This is a genomic window from Pantoea alfalfae, assembly GCF_019880205.1.
GTDB lineage: Bacteria > Pseudomonadota > Gammaproteobacteria > Enterobacterales > Enterobacteriaceae > Pantoea > Pantoea alfalfae.
This window is the reverse complement of record NZ_CP082292.1, coordinates 2351382-2371355: the sequence shown is the minus strand read 5'-3', so window position 1 is coordinate 2371355 and position 19974 is coordinate 2351382. Positions and strand designations below refer to the sequence as shown.

17 protein-coding genes are annotated in these 19974 nt (G+C 56.8%); 14 read left to right on the top strand and 3 right to left on the bottom strand.

Features of this window, described 5'->3' with window-relative positions; genetic code table 11:
* Positions 1-441 precede the first annotated feature (441 nt).
* From dgcN to K6R05_RS10975, 13 genes are all read left to right on the top strand, one after another.
* Positions 442-1449 (top strand): N-acetyltransferase DgcN, encoded by a 1008-nt coding sequence (dgcN, locus tag K6R05_RS11035; protein WP_222924144.1) that lies wholly within the window; start codon positions 442-444, stop codon positions 1447-1449.
* A gap of 1 nt (position 1450) precedes the next feature.
* On the top strand, positions 1451-2416 hold the full coding sequence (dgcA, locus tag K6R05_RS11030) for an N-acetyl-D-Glu racemase DgcA (RefSeq protein WP_222924143.1): 966 nt from the start codon (positions 1451-1453) through the stop codon (positions 2414-2416).
* 15 nt (positions 2417-2431) lie between these two features.
* On the top strand, positions 2432-4294 hold the full coding sequence (locus K6R05_RS11025; RefSeq protein ID WP_222924142.1) for an ABC transporter ATP-binding protein: 1863 nt from the start codon (positions 2432-2434) through the stop codon (positions 4292-4294).
* A 25-nt stretch (positions 4295-4319) separates the two neighbouring features.
* Positions 4320-5861, top strand: coding sequence for a glutathione ABC transporter substrate-binding protein (locus K6R05_RS11020; protein ID WP_195857078.1), 1542 nt, complete (start codon positions 4320-4322; stop codon positions 5859-5861).
* An 82-nt stretch (positions 5862-5943) separates the two neighbouring features.
* Positions 5944-6876 (top strand): ABC transporter permease, encoded by a 933-nt coding sequence (locus K6R05_RS11015; RefSeq protein ID WP_195857077.1) that lies wholly within the window; start codon positions 5944-5946, stop codon positions 6874-6876.
* Positions 6873-7757 (top strand): ABC transporter permease subunit, encoded by an 885-nt coding sequence (locus K6R05_RS11010; RefSeq protein ID WP_110331786.1) that lies wholly within the window; start codon positions 6873-6875, stop codon positions 7755-7757. Before K6R05_RS11015 ends, K6R05_RS11010 begins: the two co-directional genes overlap by 4 nt.
* A 2-nt stretch (positions 7758-7759) precedes the next feature.
* Positions 7760-8803: a DmpA family aminopeptidase gene (locus tag K6R05_RS11005; RefSeq protein WP_222924141.1), complete on the top strand. Its 1044-nt coding sequence runs from the start codon at positions 7760-7762 to the stop codon at positions 8801-8803.
* The gene (locus K6R05_RS11000; RefSeq protein ID WP_222924140.1) at positions 8800-9621 is read left to right on the top strand and encodes a M55 family metallopeptidase; all 822 of its coding nucleotides are present in this window, start codon (positions 8800-8802) and stop codon (positions 9619-9621) included. The genes K6R05_RS11005 and K6R05_RS11000 overlap by 4 nt, the downstream gene beginning before the upstream one ends.
* 354 nt (positions 9622-9975) lie before the next feature.
* Positions 9976-10884 carry a LysR family transcriptional regulator gene (locus K6R05_RS10995; protein WP_222924139.1) on the top strand — a complete coding sequence of 303 codons (909 nt, stop codon included), beginning with the start codon at positions 9976-9978 and terminating at the stop codon, positions 10882-10884.
* A gap of 337 nt (positions 10885-11221) precedes the next feature.
* Complete coding sequence (locus K6R05_RS10990; RefSeq protein ID WP_095707311.1) at positions 11222-12715, top strand: purine-cytosine permease family protein; 1494 nt, start codon at positions 11222-11224, stop codon at positions 12713-12715.
* Positions 12715-14421 carry a nitrilase-related carbon-nitrogen hydrolase gene (locus K6R05_RS10985; protein ID WP_222924138.1) on the top strand — a complete coding sequence of 569 codons (1707 nt, stop codon included), beginning with the start codon at positions 12715-12717 and terminating at the stop codon, positions 14419-14421. Before K6R05_RS10990 ends, K6R05_RS10985 begins: the two co-directional genes overlap by 1 nt.
* Positions 14422-14464: 43 nt before the next feature.
* Positions 14465-15622, top strand: a complete 1158-nt coding sequence (locus K6R05_RS10980) for a transporter substrate-binding domain-containing protein (RefSeq protein WP_222924137.1) — start codon at positions 14465-14467, stop codon at positions 15620-15622.
* The gene (locus tag K6R05_RS10975) at positions 15619-16227 is read left to right on the top strand and encodes an ANTAR domain-containing response regulator (RefSeq protein WP_013357611.1); all 609 of its coding nucleotides are present in this window, start codon (positions 15619-15621) and stop codon (positions 16225-16227) included. The genes K6R05_RS10980 and K6R05_RS10975 overlap by 4 nt, the downstream gene beginning before the upstream one ends.
* Before the next feature lie 173 nt (positions 16228-16400).
* Here K6R05_RS10975 and ychF read toward each other — a convergent pair whose 3' ends face one another.
* Both ychF and pth read right to left on the bottom strand, forming a co-directional pair.
* The gene (gene ychF / locus K6R05_RS10970; protein WP_013357612.1) at positions 16401-17492 is read right to left on the bottom strand and encodes a redox-regulated ATPase YchF; all 1092 of its coding nucleotides are present in this window, start codon (positions 17490-17492) and stop codon (positions 16401-16403) included.
* A 108-nt stretch (positions 17493-17600) separates the two neighbouring features.
* Positions 17601-18188: an aminoacyl-tRNA hydrolase gene (gene pth / locus K6R05_RS10965; protein WP_013357613.1), complete on the bottom strand. Its 588-nt coding sequence runs from the start codon at positions 18186-18188 to the stop codon at positions 17601-17603.
* A gap of 255 nt (positions 18189-18443) precedes the next feature.
* Here pth and ychH point away from each other — a divergent pair, with 255 nt between their 5' ends.
* On the top strand, positions 18444-18719 hold the full coding sequence (gene ychH / locus K6R05_RS10960) for a stress-induced protein YchH (protein ID WP_013357614.1): 276 nt from the start codon (positions 18444-18446) through the stop codon (positions 18717-18719).
* Here ychH and K6R05_RS10955 read toward each other — a convergent pair.
* Positions 18716-19867 (bottom strand): GGDEF domain-containing protein, encoded by a 1152-nt coding sequence (locus K6R05_RS10955; RefSeq protein ID WP_222924136.1) that lies wholly within the window; start codon positions 19865-19867, stop codon positions 18716-18718. The genes ychH and K6R05_RS10955 overlap by 4 nt on opposite strands.
* Positions 19868-19974: the final 107 nt, after the last annotated feature.

The window sequence follows — 19974 nt, the reverse complement described above, 5'->3', positions numbered from 1 at the left end:
TCATTTTTCACAATATACTCTTTAGCTTTAGAGTATATCTTTCTGGCTTATTTATTACCTTCTCACTAAATTTATAGAAAAATAAAATGCTAGCAGTGAGCTAGTTGTTTTTTATGATTTCACTAACTCCAAAGGCTGGCGAAGTATATTTTTGGAGTTCGACTTTTAAAATATACCAGTGGCATTAAGTGTTGGATAAACCATTTCCTCCCCTTGCCCATATCCCTCCCTCCTCCCCGAACACAATCTTTTTCCTATGACCCACCCCTCCATTTACTCCAATCCCTGTCCCAAACCCCCTGAAAAACCCACCCATCATCACTATTCCCTCTGGCTATAACCTGCCGTTATACCCTCCTGCTAAACAAGCATTCGTCACCTTTCTGAACGCATGAAATAGTGGTTTCAGAACCTGATCTTTTGGCTGAAACGAGAGACAACATGCTAATCCCACAACCCTATTTACTCTTTCTTGGCGATGTTACCGATCCCCTCGCAGCAAAAACGGCGCGCGGTCTTCATATCTGGCGGCCTGAGCAGTGCGTTGGCGAAATTAAACTGCCGGGCTGCACGGTCAGTCTGGGTCTGGATGAACTGGATATTCCCGGTGCCAAAGCGCGCGGTGCGAAAACGCTGGTGCTGGGCACGGCCAATGCCGGCGGCTATCTGCCTGCGCACTGGCTGGAAACCATCAAAAGTGCCATCAAAGCAGGCATGAACGTTGCCAGTGGTCTGCACCACCGACTGGTGGATGAGCCGGAACTGGTGACGCTTGCGCAGGCTTCTGGCGTTGAGCTGTTTGACCTGCGTCATATGCGTCCGGCGCTTAATGTTGGCAGCGGCAAGAAGCGCACAGGTAAGCGCATCCTGACCGTCGGTACGGACTGCTCAGTGGGCAAGATGTACACCTCACTGGCGCTGGAGGCGGCGATGCGTGCGCGCGGCATGAAAGCTGATTTTCGCGCCACGGGGCAGACCGGCATTCTGGTCGCGGGAGAGGGTATTGCTGTGGATGCGGTCATCGCTGATTTTATTGCCGGTGCAGCAGAAGCGCTTTCTCCGGCGAATGACGAGGACCACTGGGATATCGTCGAAGGTCAGGGTTCGCTGTTCCATCCCTCTTATGCGGGCGTCAGTATGGGGCTGATGCACGGAGCGCAGCCACACTGGGTGGTGATGTGCCATGAAATGGGACGTCCTCATATGCGTCATTTGCCGCACCAGCCGATGGTCAGCCTGCAGGCGTGCGTTGAAGCCAATCTGCGTGCCGCGCAGGTGACCAGTGAGTCGGTTCAGCTGGCGGGCTTTGCGATCAACACCTCAAATTACAGTGAAGAAGAGGCGCTCGCTTATTGCGCCGAAATCAGCGCTGAGTTCGGCTTACCGGCTACGGATCCTGTGCGTTTTGGTATTGATGAGATCGCCGCACTGCTTCAGGAGCGTGGCTGAAATGCGACAGTTGCAGATTGAGGTGGTGGAGCTGCCGCTGGCGCGACCCTTTGCTATCGCACGCGGTACCCGCACCGCCGTGACGGTCGTCCGGGTCACGCTGGAACAAAACGGGTTCATCGGGCAGGGCGAATGTACCCCGACGGCCCGCTACGATGAGACGCCCGACAGTGTTCAGGCCGTGCTCGAAGCGATACGGACTGAGGTGGAGTCGGGCCTGAGCCGTCACGATCTGCAACACCGGTTACCCGCCGGTTCAGCGCGCAACGTGCTGGACTGTGCACTATGGCGACTTGATGCCGTACGGGCGAATCAGACGCTGTGGCAAAAGAGCCAATGTGCTCAGCCATCGTCGGTGGTGACGGCAGAGACCCTTAGCCTCGATACGCTGGAATTCATGGCTATCGCGGCGGCAGATGCGGTCTCACGTGGCGCCATCCTGCTCAAAATTAAGCTCGACCGTAATGAGATTCTGGAAAAAGTGGCGGCGATTCGTGCGGCGGCACCGCACGCCACGCTCATTATCGATGCCAATGAAGCCTGGTCAGGGCTGGAACTGGAAAGCCTGCTGGTGGCACTGAAGGCTTTCAATATTGCGATGGTGGAGCAACCCATTCCCGCCGGACAGGATCATGACCTGCAACGTTTTAAACATCCCATACCGGTCTGTGCCGATGAGAGTTGCCATACGCGGGCGGATATTGCCGGATTACGCGACCGCTACGAGATGATCAACATCAAACTGGATAAGTGCGGTGGCCTGACGGAAGCGCTGGCGATGGTGGAGGAAGCCCGCGCGCGCAAAATGCGCATCATGGTCGGTTGCATGCTGGGTTCGTCACTGGCGATGGAGGCGGCATTGCCCGTCGCGGTTAACGCGGAATTCGTCGATCTGGACGGCCCCATCTGGCTTGCCGCCGACAGTTCTCCTTTCCTGAGCTACTCCGAAGGCCGTATCTGGCTATAACGCTTTGAGGCGACGATGACAGACACACAACGTACTTCTCCTGCTACCCGTGCGGCCTCGCCATCTCCCGTATTGGCGATTCAGGACCTTAACGTCTCATTTCATGGACGCAGCGGTGAGAATCAGGCACTCAAAGGCATCAGTTTTGCCATTCATCCGGGTGAAATTGTCGCCGTGGTGGGTGAAAGCGGTTCAGGTAAATCGGTTACGTCGCTGGCGGTAATGGGCCTGCTGTCCGGCAATGGACGTGTCGATCGCGGCAGCATGCAGTTTCGTGATCGCAGCGGAAAACTGCACGCGTTAGAAACCCTGAACGAAGCACAGCGCCGCACGTTGCGTGGCAATGAAATGGCAATGATCTTTCAGGAGCCGATGACCTCGCTGAATCCGGTGCTGCGCATTGACGATCAGCTCACCGAGGCATTACGCGATCATCAGCAGTGTGACAGAAAGCAGGCCCATGCCCGCGTGCGTGAGCTGCTGCGACAGGTGCGTATCGCGGATGTGGATCGCGTGATGAAAAGCTATCCGCACTCGCTGTCCGGCGGCATGCGGCAGCGTGTGATGATTGCGCAGGCGCTGGCCTGTGATCCGCAGCTCCTGATTGCCGACGAACCGACCACTGCGCTGGATGTCACCGTGCAGGCGCGCATTCTCCATATTCTGCGTGAGCTGCAACGTGAGAAACAGATGGCGGTACTGTTTATCACCCATGATATGGGCGTGGTCGCGGAAATCGCCGATCGCGTGGTGGTCATGCTGCGTGGCGAAGTGGTCGAGCAGGGAACCGTGTCTGAGATTTTTGCCGCCCCGCAGCACGCTTATACCAAAGCGTTACTGGCGGCCGTGCCCAGACTCGGCGATATGCGGGAGCACGCATGGCCGCAACGCTTTCCTCTGCCGGGTGCGCGGGATGCTGCGCAAAGCGAGCAGAAAACCGCTCGCTATGATGAGTCGCCGCTGCTGGATGTGCGTGGGCTGAAAGTCTATTACCCGGTTCGCAGCGGCATTTTATCGGGCCTGACGCATCATGTGCACGCGGTTGAGCAGATTGATTTCACGCTGTGGCCGGGTGAAACCCTGGCCATCGTGGGTGAAAGCGGCTGCGGCAAATCGACAACCGGACGGGCGCTGATGCGCCTCATCAACAGTGACGCTGAAAGCATTCATTTTGAAGGAAAGGAGATCTCTGACCTGAAAGAGGCAGAGTTTCAGCCGCTGCGCCGTGAAATCCAGATGGTGTTTCAGGATCCCTATGCGTCTCTGAATCCCCGTCTGACAGTTGGGTTCACCATTGCCGAGCCGTTGCTGCTACATGGCATGGTCTCTTCGCTTGAACAGGCTTCTCCACAGATCGATGCGCTGCTCAAGAGCGTCGGCCTCCTGCCCGAACACGCGCGTCGTTATCCGCACGAATTTTCTGGCGGTCAGCGTCAGCGTATTGCCATCGCCCGCGCCATGGCGCTGAAACCGAAAGTGATCATTGCGGATGAAGCGGTATCGGCCCTGGACGTCTCGATTCAGGCGCAGGTGGTGAATCTGATGATGGACCTGCAGCACCAGACGGGCGTGGCATGGATCTTCATCTCTCACGACATGGCGGTCGTCGAGCGCATTGCGAATCGCGTCGCGGTGATGTACCTCGGCCAGATAGTCGAGCTTGGTCCGCGCCAGTCGGTCTTTAATCAGCCGCAACACCCCTATACCCGGCGTCTGCTGGCCTCCGTGCCGGTCGCCGATCCTGAGAACCGTCAGCCCCGTCTTTTCGATGACAGCGAAATTCCTTCGCCGTTACGTAAGGTGGGTGAAACGGTCACTAAACCCCGTTATCGCCAGGTTGCGCGCCAGCACTGGGTCGCTGACGGCATTGCATTGTAATTATCCTCAACGCCCAGGAGAATATATGAAAACGCTGTTTCGCCGTACTTCGCTGGCCCTCGCATTGACGACAACGCTGGTCATGACTGCGCAGGCACAGGATCTGCGCATCTCCATGTATGCCGATATTACGGGACTGGATCCGCACGACACCTCGGATAATGTCAGTTACTCGGTGCAGAGCGGCATCTTTGAGCGCCTGTTCCAGTTTGATCCTCAGATGAAGCTGCAGCCCTGGCTGGCGACCGGTTATACCTCCAATGACAGTGCCACCGAATTTACGCTGACGCTGCGCAAAGGCGTCACCTTTCAGGACGGTACCCCGTTTGATGCGGACGCTGTCAAAGCTAACCTTGATCGGCTGGCAGACCAGAAAAAAGGGCTGAAGCGTAACAGCCTCTACAAGATGATCGATAAGGTCACGGTGCTGGCACCTGACCAGGTAAAAATCGATCTCAATCAGTCGTTCGGGGCCTTTATCAACACGCTGGCGCATCCTTCGGCGGTGATGTGGAGCCCGTCCGTTCTTAAGCAATATCCGGACGAAGCGCAGTTGCGGCTGCATCCGGTGGGAACCGGTCCGTTTAAATTCGTCAACTGGACACCGGGCAAAGCGGTCACGCTGGCGAAGTATGACGGTTACTGGCAGCAGGGATGGCCTAAAGTCGACCATGTGATCTTCTCGCCGAGTCCGGAAGATGCGACCCGCGTCGCCGCATTAAAATCGGGGCAGGTGGATGCCATCTGGCCATTGCCGTCAGACCTGATCGCGACCGTGAAGCAGGACAGCCACCTTTCGATTCAGCGTGACCCCAGCATCTATCTCTATTACATGGCGATCAACACGCAGCACAAGCCGCTGGCCGATGTGCGGGTGCGTCAGGCCATCAACTATGCGATTGACCGTAATCTATGGCTGAAAGTGGCCTTTGCCGGACTGGGCAAACCGGCCACCTCCGCGATGCCGGAAGGGGTGCAGTTTTATCAGAAACAAACCGACCCTGACTATCGCTATGCACCGGACGAGGCTAAAGCGTTGCTCAAAGCCGCGGGCTATCCGAATGGTCTGGATCTTAAGCTCTGGGTGACCAATGCCACGGCCAGCGTCCGTGCCGCACAGGTGCTGAAAGCGCAGCTGGCCACCGTGGGCATCCGTGCCACCGTGACACCGATGGATTCCGGCACGCGCAACGCCAAATTGTGGGGCGTAAAGGATCCGAAAATGGCGGAGTTTGACCTCTATTATGGCGGCTGGTCGACCTCTACAGGCGACGCCGACTGGGCGCTGCGTCCGCTGTTTGCCACCGAATCCTGGGTGCCGACCTCCTACAACGTCTCCTACTTCAGCAATCCGGATGCAGACAAAGCGATTGCGGCCGGACTGGCGACCGCCGATCCGGCAAAGCGCGGCATCGCCTATGCGCAGGCGCAAAAGGTGCTCTGGAAAGAGGCACCAGTAGCGTTCCTTGGCACGCCAGACAATCTGGTGGGCAAGCGCAACACGCTGAGCGGCGTTTCGATGCTGCCTGATGGCAATTTGCTGTTCACTCAGGCGTCCTTTAAATAAGACGGTTTCTTCTTTCTCGTCCCCTGTCCGGAACGGGTCGGGGACGTGAGAAGGCCCGTCGCACCTCATTTCAGGGAATGGCATGATTGCATACATCCTTCGCCGATTACTGGAGATGATCCCGGTTTTGCTGGTGGTCTCGCTACTGGTTTTCGGTTTTATCAAGCTCATGCCGGGCGATCCGGCGCGCATTTATGCCGGACCGGATGCGCCCATTGAGGCGGTCGAGGCGGCGCGTCAGCATCTCGGGCTGAACGATCCGCTGCCGCAGCAGTATCTCCACTGGATCGGCAGCCTGTTGCAGGGCGATCTGGGCACTACCTATCGCACCCAGCAACCAGTGCGGGAGGTGATTGGGCAGGGCTTTATGCCGACGCTGTGGCTCGCCTTAGCGGGTTTTACCTGGTCCGTTATTCTCGGGTTGTTATTTGGCGTGATGGCGGCCCTGAAACGGGGAAAATGGCAGGACTGGACGCTGATGAGCGTGGCGGTCGGCGGCATTTCGATGCCCGCTTTCTGGCTGGGGCTGTTGCTCATCCAGTTCGTCGCGATGCCTTTCGGGCTGTTCTCCGTCAGCGGCTTTAACAGGGCCAGCGATATTGTTCTGCCCGCCATCACGCTGGGTTCGTCGGTGGCGGCGGTCATGGCGCGCTTTACCCGTTCGGCCTTCCTGGAGGTGGCGCAGGAAGATTACGTGCGTACCGCTAAAGCCAAAGGGCTGCGCAACCGCCTGGTGACGTGGAAACATGTGATGCGCAATGCGCTCATCCCGGTGATCACCATGCTGGGTCTGCAGTTCGGTTTTCTGCTGGGCGGATCCATCGTTGTGGAGAGTGTTTTCAACTGGCCGGGATTAGGCTGGTTACTGATTGAGTCGATCAAAGCGCAGGATCAGCCGGTGATTCAGGCGCTGGTGATGCTGTTCGTGTTTGAGTTTATTGTGATTAACCTGCTGGTCGATCTGCTTTACGCGGTGGTCAATCCGGCCATTCGTCTGCGACAGGAGCCGAAATGAGTAGTCAATCGCTGACCGAAAATCCGCCTCAGATCATTCGTTCGCCGTGGCGTGATTTCCTGCATGCCTTTGTGCGTAACCCGCTGGCGCTGGTCTCTGGCGGGTTTGTGCTGCTGCTAATTGTGGTGGCGATTTTTGCCCCCTGGCTGGCACCCTGGGATCCCATGGTCCCGGACTGGATGGCGCTGTCGTCGCCGCCTTCTACGGCACACTGGATGGGGACCGACGAGCTGGGGCGCGACCTGCTCAGCCGCATTATCTATGGGGCGCGCATCTCGCTCTATATCGGCGTGCTGTCGGTGACGATGGGCATGCTGGTCGGGGTGATACTGGGCTTACTGGCGGGCTATTACGGCGGTTGGGTCGATATGCTGATCATGCGCGGTGCCGACGTCCTATTCGCGTTTCCCGGCATGTTGCTGGCCATTGCGGTGGTGGCGTTGCTGGGGACCGGCCTGAACAATGTGATTATCGCGGTCGCGGTCTTCAGCGTACCGGTATTTGCCCGTATCGTGCGGGCGTCGACGCTCTCTCTGAAACAGGCTGCCTATGTTGAAGCCGTGCGCTGTGCCGGTGCGCCAGACCGTGTCATCATTCTGCGGCATATCCTGCCCGGCACGCTTTCCAGCGTGATTGTCTATTTCACCATGCGGATTGGCACCAGTATTCTGACGGCGGCGGGCCTGAGCTTTATCGGACTGGGCCCGGAGCCAGACGTGCCGGAATGGGGCAATATTCTGGCGATGAGCCGCAGCATGATGATGGCCGGAGCCTGGCATATGAGCGTATTTCCGGGGCTGGCGATTTTTATCACCGTGCTGGCATTTAATCTGCTTGGCGACGCGCTGCGTGACACGCTCGATCCCAAACTCAAGGGCTGAAGATGGATTATCAACAACTGCAGCGCGACCTGCTGCTGGATCGCTGGCGTGACCTGCGTCAGCTCGGGCAACCGCGAAGCGCATGCGGACCCACGAATCGCATCAGCGATGTTGCGGGTGTGCGTGTCGGACATGACACGCTGAGTGAAGGTGAAATACAGACTGGCGTCACCGCTATCGTACCGCCGGGCGACAATCTGTTTCTCACGCCGCTGCCGTGTGGAGCTGAGGTGCTGAACGGCTTTGCGAAACCCGTCGGACTAGTGCAGATAGAGGAACTTGGCGTGCTTCAGACGCCGATTCTGCTCAGTAATACGCTGGCGGTCGGCACGCTGTTTACCGCGCTGGTGCGGGAGGCCATCCGTCGTAACCCGGAACTGGGCCGGGCATTGCCCACGGTCAACCCACTGGTGCTGGAGTGCAACGATGGCTGGTTGAATGATATTCAGGCGCTGGCCGTCAGCGAGGCGATGGCGCAGGCGGCGCTGCAGACGGTCTCCGCTAACTTCGCACGTGGCAGCGTCGGCGCGGGGCGCGGAATGAGCTGTTTCAGCCTGAAAGGGGGGATTGGCACCGCCTCGCGGCTGATACCCTCCCTCAACGCCACGCTTGGCGTGCTGGTGCTGGCCAATTTCGGCGCACTGGAGACCTTAACGATCGATGGCGTGCGGGCGGGTGAGATGATCGCGCCGCTGCTGGCGGGGAATGCGCCGCAGCTGGATGCCGGTTCTGTCATCATCATTATTGCCACAGATGCGCCGCTGGATGCACGTCAGCTGAAGCGCATCGCGAAGCGAGCCGGTGCCGGTCTGGGACGGCTGGGCAGTTACTGGGGCCACGGCTCAGGAGATATTGCGGTGGCGTTTTCCACGCAACCGCTGCCGCAACCGCCGCAGGACGACACGCTGGAGCCGCTGCTTGCCGCGGCAGCCGATGCCACTGAACAGGCGGTACTGGATGCCTTGCTGAGCGCCGAGGCTGTTACCGGCTTTCGCGGTCACCATCGACCCTCACTGACGCAGATTCTGGACAGGTTAACCTCATGAAAATTTTTATCTCAGCCGACATTGAAGGCATCGCGGGCGTCATGCGTCCGGAGCAGTGTACACCTGGTCACCCGGAGCATCAGATCGCCCGTGGTCTGATGGAACAGGAAGTGAATGCCGCGATTGAGGGGGCGTTCGCCGGCGGCGCAATGGAAGTAGTTGTTGCCGATAGCCATGCGCAGATGACCAATTTGCGTGCGGAAAATATCGATCCCCGCGCCCGACTGTTGCAGGGCAAACCTCGCTGCCTGTCGATGGTGGAAGGGATAGAACAGCAGACGTTCGACGGACTGTTTCTGGTGGGGTTTCACAGTGCAGCGGGTGAATCCGGCGTACTGGCGCATACCATCAATGGGCGTGCGTTCTGGCGTATACACATCAATGGCCTGGTGATGGGCGAAACCGATATTTATGCCGCCGCCGCCGCTGAACAGGGTACGCCATTGCTGCTGGTCACCGGCGACGATCAGTTACAGAGCTGGATAGCGGAACACTACCCCTCAGTCGATTACGTCTGTGTAAAACGCGCCATTTCGCATACCTGCGCGGAATCCATTAGTCCACAGACGGCCCAACGTGCGATCGCGGCCGCAGCGAGCGCTGCACTGCACCATCCTTCTCAGGTGAACACGACCCGCCTTACAGCGCCTTACGCTATGCGGCTTCAGGCCACAAAACCGGTGCTGGCCGATCTGTTCAGCCTGATCCCTGGCGTCACGCGCCTGGATGCCGTTACCGTGGGTTATCAGGCGGAGAAGATGGAGACGTTAATCAGCTTACTCAGTGCCTTCTCCTATCTGGCGAGTACCCAGTCGTAGCAGCATTATCCCAGGGCTGCCTTTGCTGTTGTGCTGATTACGCGCTACCAGGCACTCTCCTGAACTGCATACTGTACATGCCCATTTTTACTCTGGCGGGACAGCATTTCTGCTGGCTTCATCCCTATAAATCCAAGCTTCTGATTAAAGCTGCACCACGGCAGCGCGAGCCCCGCTCTCTGCAGAGGCTTCAGACGGGACTGCCGGATGCGAAAAGGTGCGTGACAGGTCGCTGAGCCTGCGCTGGTTTTGCGGTACAGTTTTTGCAACAGGGGAATAATTACTTTCACTCTCCGCCGGTGCAGCCTGTCGGAGAGGCCTCCGGGTCCGGTATTCCATCCAGGATAAATCATCATGCGGCTCCGCCATATAGAGGTCTTTCAGGCCATCGTACAGACCGGCAGCATCAGCGCAGCGGCGCGCCTGCTGAATGTGTCGCAACCGAATATCAGCCGTGTGCTGAATCACGCTGAACAGCAACTGGGATTTGCGCTGTTTGAGCGACGTATACAGGGTATGAGTGTGACGGCAGAAGGGCGACGCCTGTTGCCTGAAATCGACGATCTCTGCCAGCGTCTGCAATCCATTACCCAGCTCACCGAACAGCTGCGGCGTGGTGAAGGGCAGTTAGTCCGCGTTGGCGCGGCTCACGCGTTTGGTCAGATGGTGATGGCCCCGGCTCTGGTCACCTGGCGGCAACAGATGGCTTCGGTCAGTGTCGAACTGGTCACCGAGCACTTCAGTACCTTATGCCAGATGATTCTGGAAAATCAGCTCGATTTCACGCTGGTCTTCGGTCAGCAGGTCGATGCGGATCTGCTGGCTGAACCTCTTTTTCAGTCTTCCATGGTGGCGCTGTTACCGCGCCATCATCCCCGCCATGAACCCGTTACGCTGCAATGGTTATGCGACAATAATTTACTGATGATGCAGGCGCAGGATCCTCTTGGACGCGTCCTGCATCGTGCGCTGCGTGATAAGAAACTGAATCCCGCCGTTTCGTTGTCGATCAAAACCTATTCGGTCATTGCAGATATGGTGCTGGCAGGCGGTGGCGTGGGCGTCGTGGATCTCTTCACCGCCTGTCGCTATGCCGATCAGCTAAAGCTGCTGCCCGTCGCCCAGCCCCTGCCGTTTGAAGTGATGCTGATCAGCCGTCGTGACCAGCCACAGTCGCAGTCCACGCTGCAACTCAAGCAGGTGATTCGTAACAGACTCTGGGAGATAGCCCGGCAGTGTGAGGCGCAGTTTATGGAGGGCTGAACCCGCGTCTGCATTGTCAGGTTGCCTGAGATTTTATTCATTCTTAACCCGGATACGTCATGAAATAACGCGCAGTGCGTCTGTTTCACAATGGTGCACACTGCACTGACATCATGCGCGTTAATCCGGCCAGCAAGTCTGCAGACCGCCTTCCTCCGCTGTTTTTAACAGTTGGCGCAGTAATTGCTTTCTCATCGTTACCGTATTCTGCAGCGCAGGAACAGGCACCGTAGCCTGGTAAGCGGCTTGTGGCGACCCGCCACTCCACTACATCGATTTCAGGCGAAGAAGCCCTGCCGGCAATGCTGTCGGCGGGGCTTTTTTTTGGAGTAAATCTATGAATAAGTTGAAAGCATGGTTTCAGGGGCCACAGGATATTACCGAAGCAGAGGCCGTTGAGGATTACGCGGTTGGTCGCGTGCCGTCGCACTATCGCTGGCCCATTCCGGCCATTATTCTGGTGTTGCTTGGCAACTCTACCGCCATGTTCTGGTTCAGCCTTGGCGCAGACATGAGCTACCAGGTCGGCTGGCCAATGCTGCTGCTGCCGATAGGTTATATGGTGGTATTCGCCACCCTGATTGGCTCGTGCATTATGAAGATGGCAAGCAAAGAGGGGCTTTCTCTTAATCTGATGACACGCGGTCTGGGGTTTGGCTATATGGGCTCCGCCGTCACCTCGCTGATTTATGCGGTCAACTTCATCTTCTATTTCCTGTTCGAAGGCACCATTGTTTCCCACGCCATCGCCAACTATGCGGGCGTGCCGGTCAACTCCCCGACCGGTATCGCCATCTTTGCGCTGATGGGGCTGGCCGCCATCTGGTTTGTCTGGAAAGGCATGTCATCAATGCAATTTCTGCAAACCTGGGGCGTTCCCATTTTCATTGTGCTGTTTGGTTTTTGTATCTGGCAATTAACGCACCACTATCCGGCGGTCAGCTTCAGCGGCTGGCAGCCAAAGGGGGAGGTCGACAGTAACGCTTTGTGGCTGGTCATGAATATGGCCAACGGGCAGATTGTTTTTCAGGGCCTGATGGCCACCGATTACGGTCGTTTTGCCCGCCCGGGTATCAGTCATAAAGGCACCGCAACGATCATGCTGGGGATGCTGATCCCGATTGTCGTGGTCATGCTGTTTGGTGCCTTTATGGCCTACACCCTGATGCCGCATATTCAGGGCGATGATGTCTGGTCGCTGGCGCTCGATCCGGGCTTCGTCTTCCCGCTGATCATTGGGCTGACCGGCGTATTATTTGCGGTGATTACTCAGATCCGCATTAACGTGCTCAATCTCTACTCGGGTTCGATTGCCCTGTCGAATACCATGGATATGGCGTTTAACTATCGGCCGGGACGTCAGTGGTGGATGTTGCTGGTCTGGCTGCTCGGCGTGGTGTTCTATATCTGCAATATCCTGCAGTACACCGGCACTTTCCTGTCGATTACCGGCATTCTCACCAACACCTGGGTATTCATTATCCTTGCTGACTACTTTATCTGCCGCAAAGTGCTGCATCTTGCGCCCTCTGATTTCGTGGAGTTTCGCAAAGCGTATCTGCGTATGTGGAACCCGTCCGGCGTCATTGCGTTGTGCGTCGCGGTTGCGATAGGCGCGGCGGGTGTGCTGGGCCTGTATCCGATGGTGTACGCCTCGTTTATTGCCATGCTGGTGGGTCCTGTGCTGCATGTTGCTATCAGCGTGGCAACGCGCGGCAGCTATTACTTCAAAACGTTCCCTGAGGATATGCAAACCAACTGGAAACCCTCTGATGCTTACCAGGGACCGAAACCGGTATTTAATCCGTTACTGAGCAAGGAGGCAGAATAATGCAAATCAATGTGGCAACCATCCAGTTTGAACCCACGCAGTTCAGAAAAGAGGAGAATGTCGCTCGCCTGCTGGCATTGGCAACCCAGGCCGCGCGGGATGGCGCACGTTTGATCGTAATGCCGGAAATGGCCACCACCGGTTACTGCTGGCTGGATCGCGCGGAAGTCGCCCCCTATGTCGAAACGGCAGACGGCGCCACCAGCCGGGCATTTGCTGCTATTGCGCGTGAGTTTAACTGCTTTCTGGTCTTCGGCATGCCGGAGCGGGACAGGGTCACCGACCTCTACTATAACAGCGCCATCCTGGTCGGACCGCAGGGCGTAATCGGCGTTCACCGTAAAACCCACCCCTATATTTCGGAACCGAAATGGGCGGCGAATGGTGATAGCGGTCATCAGGTCTTTCAGACGGAGATCGGCAATATTGCGATGTTGGTCTGTATGGATATTCACTTTATTGAAACCGCCCGGCTGGCCGCGCTGGGCGGCGCGCACATTATCTGCCACATCAGCAACTGGCTGGCTGAACGTACACCTGCGCCTTACTGGCTCACGCGCGCCTGGGAGAATGGCTGCGCGCTGATTGAAAGTAATCGCTGGGGATGGGAGCGGGGCGTGCAGTTCAGCGGCGGCAGTTGCATTGTGGATAGCCAGGGGCGTTTGCTGGCCAGTTGCGACGGCGGCGATCGGATACTCAGCGCTGAATTACCCCTTCCGGAGGAAAATCCGCAACTGAATAAGCGCCGGCCTGAGCTGTATCAGCGTTTGATGACCAATACGTTCTTCTGGAATCCAAAGGACTTTTTTGGCTTGTACGGACGTCATCCACTGCCCGATGGCAAAGCGTCCCGGATTGCGGTGGCGCAGTTTCGCCCGCAAAACGATGTAAGTACTAATCTGAAACAGATTCGGCACCAGGCCGAACAGGCAAAATCGGGCGGCGCAGAACTGCTGGTCTTGCCGGAGCGGGCGCTGACCGGGAGTGACGGTAGCCGCTTCGCGCTAACGCTGGATGATACGCCTGTACAGACGCTGATCGCACTGGCGATGGAACTGGATATCGCGCTGCTCGCGGGATTCGCCGAGCGGGAAGGGGAGCAGTACTTTAACAGCGCGGTACTGGTGAGCAGTAGCGGATTGAGTGCGCACTATCGGCAGATTCACGTCAGCGACCAGGATCGGCAGTGGGCCAGCGCAGGCAATCAGTGGGTGACGTGCGATCTGCCGTGCGGGCGCGTCGGTATTTTGCTGGGCGAAGATTTGCTGGTGCCGGAAGCCGCACGGATTCTGGCGCTGGAAGGCTGTGACATCATCGCCTGTCCGGCGCAGCTTCATTCCCCCGTTCCCATGGCGCACGCGGGCACGGCGATCCCCCATGTCTGGCCGATTCCGCGCGGTGCCGATCCTTACCACTGGCTTCTGCCGCGCGTTCGGGCGGGTGAGAATAATGTCTGGCTGGCGTTCGCTAACTGGCCAGCCGCTGAAGGAAAAAGCTTTGGTCTGAGCGGGATTTTTGGCCCGGACACGTTTGCTTTTCCGCGTCAGGAAGCGAAAGCTCTCGGTGAGAAAGGGCTGGCCGTACTGGAGATATCCACGGGTTCAGCCGGCACTCCTTACCCGGATCATGTTGTAAGACGTAAAGATCTGGTGCTGATGCGTCAGCCGCATTACTACACTGCGCTGATTACTCTACCACCGCGCTGAGAAACAGACGCGGCCTGCGGGCCGCGTTGATTCAGGAGCTATTATGACTGCCACTCAGCCGCTGCCTAAACGCGTTATTCCGGTTGGTATTCTCTATTCTGTTTCAGGCGATTATGCGGTGATCGGGCGCGAGATGCTTAATGGCATCCTGCTGGCAATCGAGGAGATAAACGCTAATCCCGCCCATCCGTTTACCCTTGCGCCTGTGATCCGCGATCCGCAGGGTTCGCTGGATCTCTACTATGAATATTGTCACGACTTACTCTATCGCCACGGCGTGCGTCATGTGATCGGCTGCTACACGTCCGCGGCGCGAAAGACCATTCTGCCGTTGATCGAGGGTGCCAACGCGCTGCTGTGGCATTCCGCGCGCTATGAGGGGTTTGAGAGCAGCAATAGCGTGATTTACCTGGGCGCCACCCCTAATCAGCATATTTTGCCGATGCTGAGCTGGCTTTTACAGCAGCAGGCGGCAGAGATCTATCACATCGGTTCGAACTATGTCTGGTCCTGGGAGATGGATCGCATCACCCGTGAAGCCATGATCCCCGCGGGCGGCAGCGTGCTGCAAAGCAAATTACTGCCGATGGGCGAAGAAAATGTCGAGACGATAATCGCGGATATTATCGCCTGCCGCCCGAAAGTCCTCCTGAATACCCTGGTCGGTAAAAGCGCTTACAGTTTTTACCGCGCCTGGCATCAGGCCTGCCAGCAGCAGCCCTGGTTAAATGAGGTGCTAAAGCTAAGCCTGACCTTGTGTGAACCGGAAGTTCAGTTGATTGGCGCAGAGGCGTTAGAGGGATACCTGGTTTCTGCCAGCTGGTTTCAGTCGATAGACAACACCGCCAACCGGCGTTTTCTCAGCAGCTATCACCAGCGCTTTGGTGAGCATGTTTCGCCATCAGTGGACAGCGAGAGTGCCTGGCTGGCCGGGCATTTGCTGGCGAGAGCCATTGCGCGCCACGGCAATGATGACGTTGAAGGTGTACGCGATGCGGTATTGCTGGATGAAATGGATTCGCCAGCCGGGCGAATCCGCCTTAACGCCGGAAATAATCACTGCTGGCTGACCCCGCATCTGGCGCGTTGCCACAACGGCAGGCTGGAGAGTTTCTGGCAGGCTGATGCGCCGGTGGAACCCGATCCCTGGCTGGCCTGGGTGGACCTCGCGAGCCTTACGCCGCATGGAGGTGGCGAATGAGCCGAAAAAACGTGCAGATGCGCGGATTAAAGGTGTGTGTGATCGGCTGTTCTGACCGTGATAACCACCATCTGGCGCAGCAGTTTAGCCGCATAGGGATAGAAGGCCTGTTCTGTGCAGTGTTTCCGGATGAGAACCAGCTGGCTGACCAGCAGCTGCTGGTGTTCGATGGCGATAACTCTACCCTGTTTCACCCCACAAACCCGCTCCCCTGGCCCGCGCTGCCAAAGATTGCGCTGACTGCCATTGAAACGCCATCACGACTACAGTGGATTGCCGAACAGAAGATCGACAGCTACATGCGCAAACCCGTGCGCTTTGACGGTGTGATGACTGCGTTTACCCTGGCGCTTACTCATGCTGCACAGATCCACCAGCTCGAAGCGCAGCTCCGGCGGCAGGAGGAGCGTCTTAGGGCGCGCAGATTTCTGTTTTCCGCGCAACTGCGGGTAATGTCTGCGCTACGGCTTGAGGAGGACGATGCTTACAGCCTGCTGCGCCGCGCTTCAATGGCGCAACACATGACCATTGAAAATCTCAGTTGTGCGTTGCTGAACGATACGGAGTCCTGGATCAACCGGCTGAGGTCAATGCTGACGGAGTAATGGGCATTGTTTAACCGGAGGCTGTACTGTTTTTCATACGCATCTTTGAGTGCGTTGTTGCGAGAGATATTGGGACGCTGTGAAATAAAAAATCCACGCAATTGCGTGGATATTTTTATAGGGTTTTTGCGTTGTTATGAGATTCAGCGAAACCTCATGAGGCAATCAGCAAATCAGACGTTAAACAGGAAGTTCATCACATCGCCATCTTTCACGATGTACTCTTTACCTTCTGAACGCATCTTGCCGGCTTCTTTCGCGCCTTGCTCGCCTTTGTAGGCGATAAAGTCTTCAAACGCGATGGTCTGGGCGCGGATAAAGCCTTTCTCGAAATCGGTGTGGATTTTACCGGCTGCCTGTGGGGCAGTGGCGCCAACCGGGATGGTCCAGGCACGCACTTCTTTCACGCCAGCGGTGAAGTAGGTCTGCAGGTTCAGCAGCGAGTAACCGGCGCGGATAACGCGGTTCAGGCCAGGCTCTTCCAGTCCCAGCTCCGCCATGAACTCTTCACGATCTTCATCTTCCAGCTCGGCAATGTCCGACTCAACGGCGGCGCACACCGGCACGACGACTGAACCTTCTGCTTCAGCAATCGCACGCACCTGATCCAGGTACGGGTTGTTCTCGAAACCATCTTCATTGACGTTAGCAATGTACATCGTTGGTTTCAGGGTCAGGAAGCTCAGATAGCGGATGGCCGCTTTGTCGTCGGCATCCAGATCCAGTGAACGCAGCATGCCCGCTTCAGAAAGATGCGGCAGGCACTTCTCCAGCGCAGCCAGCTCGGCTTTGGCATCTTTATCGCCGCCTTTGGCTTTCTTCTGCACACGCTGAATCGCACGTTCACAGGTTTCAAGATCGGACAGTGCTAGTTCGGTGTTGATGACGTCAATATCTTCCGCCGGGTTCACTTTACCCGCCACGTGGATGATGTTGTCGTTTTCAAAGCAGCGCACCACGTGGCCGATCGCTTCGGTTTCGCGGATGTTGGTCAGGAACTGGTTACCCAGGCCTTCACCTTTGGACGCCCCTTTTACCAGGCCCGCGATATCGACGAATTCCATGGTAGTCGGTACCACGCGCTGTGGTTTAACAATCTCAGAAAGCTGGTCGAGACGCAGGTCAGGCATGGGTACCACGCCGGTGTTTGGCTCAATGGTACAGAACGGGAAGTTAGCCGCTTCGATGCCCGCTTTAGTCAGCGCGTTAAACAGAGTGGATTTACCGACGTTCGGCAGGCCCACGATACCGCATTTGAATCCCATGGTTTGATACCCTTTATAACTGGATGGACAGCGCGCCAGAGGGCGGACTGTCGGAGACGAATGGAAAAATTTCGCGCATTATACACGGAATCACGACGATTCGGGCGTTTAAGCAGGCCTGAAGGCGTGCAGCCGGTTCATTGCCTTGATGCGATCCTCTTTCAGCCACAGTTCGGTGCAGCGCGCCGCCTCATCAATGGCATCATCAATCAGCTTCTGCTCGCTGGCGGGCGGCTTGCCCAGCACAAATCCGGTCACCTTGTTGCGATCGCCGGGATGCCCGATACCGATGCGCAGCCGATGGAAATTATTGTTGTTGCCCAGCTTGCTGATGATGTCTTTCAGGCCGTTATGGCCGCCATGGCCGCCGCCCTGCTTGAACTTCGCCACACCGGGCGGCAAATCGAGTTCATCGTGCGCCACCAGAATCTCTTCTGGCGTGATGCGATAAAAGGTCGCCATTGCCGCCACCGCTTTACCGCTCAGGTTCATAAAGGTGGTCGGCACCAGCAGGCGTACATCCTCGCCGGCTATCGCCAGGCGTGCAGTGTAGCCATAGAATTTGCTTTCCTCTTTCAGTGACTGATTGTGGCGTTCAGCCAGTAGATCCAGATACCAGGCACCCGCATTGTGGCGTGTGGCGGCATATTCAGCGCCCGGATTGGCCAGTCCCACAATCAGTTTAATGCTGCTCACAATGATTATCCTGCTGTTATCGCGAAAGGGCGTTAGTTTACTTCGCCACAGGCGAGATGACAAAGCACAAGCATTGAAATGGTTCAGAACGGTGATTAATCATTTTCTATCTAAATCAACAGGCTGCATTCAGGGCCAGGTCATTCTTTATAGCTGATGTGTGATCCAGTCCGCAACGTGGACCCCAGCCATTGCCTAAACTTATGGCACTTAACATTGTGTGCGGTTATTAACTCATATGGATGGAGGTGCAGCATGAAACATCAACACTGCCGCGTAGCGGGTAACAGCTTGATGGTACTGGGATTAGTCACAATGGTGCTGGGTGTTGGGTTTTCAATCATGAACCAGCTGCCGTCACTCGATTTGCCGCAGTTTCTGGCGCAGGGCGCGATTCTGAGCATCTTTATTGGCGCACTGATGTGGCTGGTGGGCGCGCGTATCAGTGGCCGTGAAAAAATTGAAGATCGCTATTACTGGCTGCGTCACTATGACAAGCGCTGCCGCCGGTCACACAATTCCCACCACTAACTGATGGCTGCCGGGACCGGATGCTGCGCTGTGCAGTTCCGGCCACTGGCTTTGGCGTGATAGAGCGCCGCATCAGCAAGCGCCAGTAAACTCTCAAAATCCTGCTGGCCGTGCGTGACCGTGGCAAAGCCAATGCTGACCGACCAGGCAATTTCATTGGGTTGCGATGCACAGACTGCCAGCCGGATCGCCTCACACCACGCCTCTGCATCCCGTGCTTCAGCCGGAATGATGGCCGCAAACTCTTCGCCGCCCAGTCGTGCAAAACGCCCCTCAGCCGGTATCAATCCTCTGACAATTTCGCAAAAGTGAATCAAAATCTGGTCGCCCTGATGATGGCCATACCGATCGTTGATGCTTTTAAAATGATCGAGGTCGAACAGTATCGCGCTGAACGGCCGGTTCTGACGGCGGCAGCGCGCCACTATTTTCTCCGCTTCAGCAAATAGGGCGCGGCGATTCCAGACGCTGGTCAGCGGATCGTGCAGGGAAGTGTGTTTTAACGCGATCTGCATCCGCTCATTTACCATGGCCAGAATGGTAAACGTCAGGCCGATGACAAACAGAATGGATTCCAGAATCACGTAAACCGAGAAGTCCGATCCGCCAATCGCGCCAGGTTGCGTGCTGGCAATGGCGCTATCCAGAAACAGGCGCACCAGATGAAACAGCAGGTGGATCCACAACAGCAGCTGGGCAGGCCAGAAAGTGGCTTTCAGCGTGTCACGCGCCTGCCAGACCAGCTGGATCAGTGCGGCGGTATAGGCGACGCAGGCGATGCACAATACCAGTACCCGTTTGGGTAAGCTGTAATAAAACGCCGGAAAGCAGCAGAGGAGTGCCCAGAGCAGGGCACCCAGTAACCAGTGTGTGCCGATGGGTTTACCGCAGAAACGCCGGAACGCATTTAATAATCCGCCATAAGCGAGCATCACTAACACATTGCCCACCGCAACCGGCAGGAAATGCAGGCCGCTGCTGCGCAGGCTGCTTAAGAATACGGCAATCAGGGTGAAAACCAGTGACAGACAGGTGAAGCCAAGAACGCGGTCATAGTGCGACCCCACCCAGGCAAACACCATAATGATGCTCAGAAACCCCAGCACGTAGAGCTCGCAGACAAATAATGTGTAGATATCGAGGCTCATGATGGCTGAATTCAGATGAGAAATGCGCAGCAAATTACCACTTAATACTGGAGGGCAGAAGCGGGGGAACACCGCGTTTTAGTAAAAAAGTGGGTGGCGTTGAAAAC

What these genes read in the sequence shown, in the direction of transcription:
- K6R05_RS10995 (WP_222924139.1), top strand. Translation starts at nt 9,976, where the DNA reads ATGCGGCTCCGCCATATAGAGGTCTTTCAGGCCATCGTACAGACCGGC.
- K6R05_RS10990 (WP_095707311.1), top strand. Translation starts at nt 11,222, where the DNA reads ATGAATAAGTTGAAAGCATGGTTTCAGGGGCCACAGGATATTACCGAA.
- K6R05_RS11020 (WP_195857078.1), top strand. Translation starts at nt 4,320, where the DNA reads ATGAAAACGCTGTTTCGCCGTACTTCGCTGGCCCTCGCATTGACGACA.
- K6R05_RS10975 (WP_013357611.1), top strand. Translation starts at nt 15,619, where the DNA reads ATGAGCCGAAAAAACGTGCAGATGCGCGGATTAAAGGTGTGTGTGATC.
- dgcA (WP_222924143.1), top strand. Translation starts at nt 1,451, where the DNA reads ATGCGACAGTTGCAGATTGAGGTGGTGGAGCTGCCGCTGGCGCGACCC.
- K6R05_RS10985 (WP_222924138.1), top strand. Translation starts at nt 12,715, where the DNA reads ATGCAAATCAATGTGGCAACCATCCAGTTTGAACCCACGCAGTTCAGA.
- K6R05_RS10955 (WP_222924136.1), bottom strand. Translation starts at nt 19,867, where the DNA reads ATGAGCCTCGATATCTACACATTATTTGTCTGCGAGCTCTACGTGCTG.
- K6R05_RS11010 (WP_110331786.1), top strand. Translation starts at nt 6,873, where the DNA reads ATGAGTAGTCAATCGCTGACCGAAAATCCGCCTCAGATCATTCGTTCG.
- K6R05_RS10980 (WP_222924137.1), top strand. Translation starts at nt 14,465, where the DNA reads ATGACTGCCACTCAGCCGCTGCCTAAACGCGTTATTCCGGTTGGTATT.
- K6R05_RS11025 (WP_222924142.1), top strand. Translation starts at nt 2,432, where the DNA reads ATGACAGACACACAACGTACTTCTCCTGCTACCCGTGCGGCCTCGCCA.
- dgcN (WP_222924144.1), top strand. Translation starts at nt 442, where the DNA reads ATGCTAATCCCACAACCCTATTTACTCTTTCTTGGCGATGTTACCGAT.
- ychF (WP_013357612.1), bottom strand. Translation starts at nt 17,492, where the DNA reads ATGGGATTCAAATGCGGTATCGTGGGCCTGCCGAACGTCGGTAAATCC.
- K6R05_RS11000 (WP_222924140.1), top strand. Translation starts at nt 8,800, where the DNA reads ATGAAAATTTTTATCTCAGCCGACATTGAAGGCATCGCGGGCGTCATG.
- K6R05_RS11015 (WP_195857077.1), top strand. Translation starts at nt 5,944, where the DNA reads ATGATTGCATACATCCTTCGCCGATTACTGGAGATGATCCCGGTTTTG.
- ychH (WP_013357614.1), top strand. Translation starts at nt 18,444, where the DNA reads ATGAAACATCAACACTGCCGCGTAGCGGGTAACAGCTTGATGGTACTG.
- K6R05_RS11005 (WP_222924141.1), top strand. Translation starts at nt 7,760, where the DNA reads ATGGATTATCAACAACTGCAGCGCGACCTGCTGCTGGATCGCTGGCGT.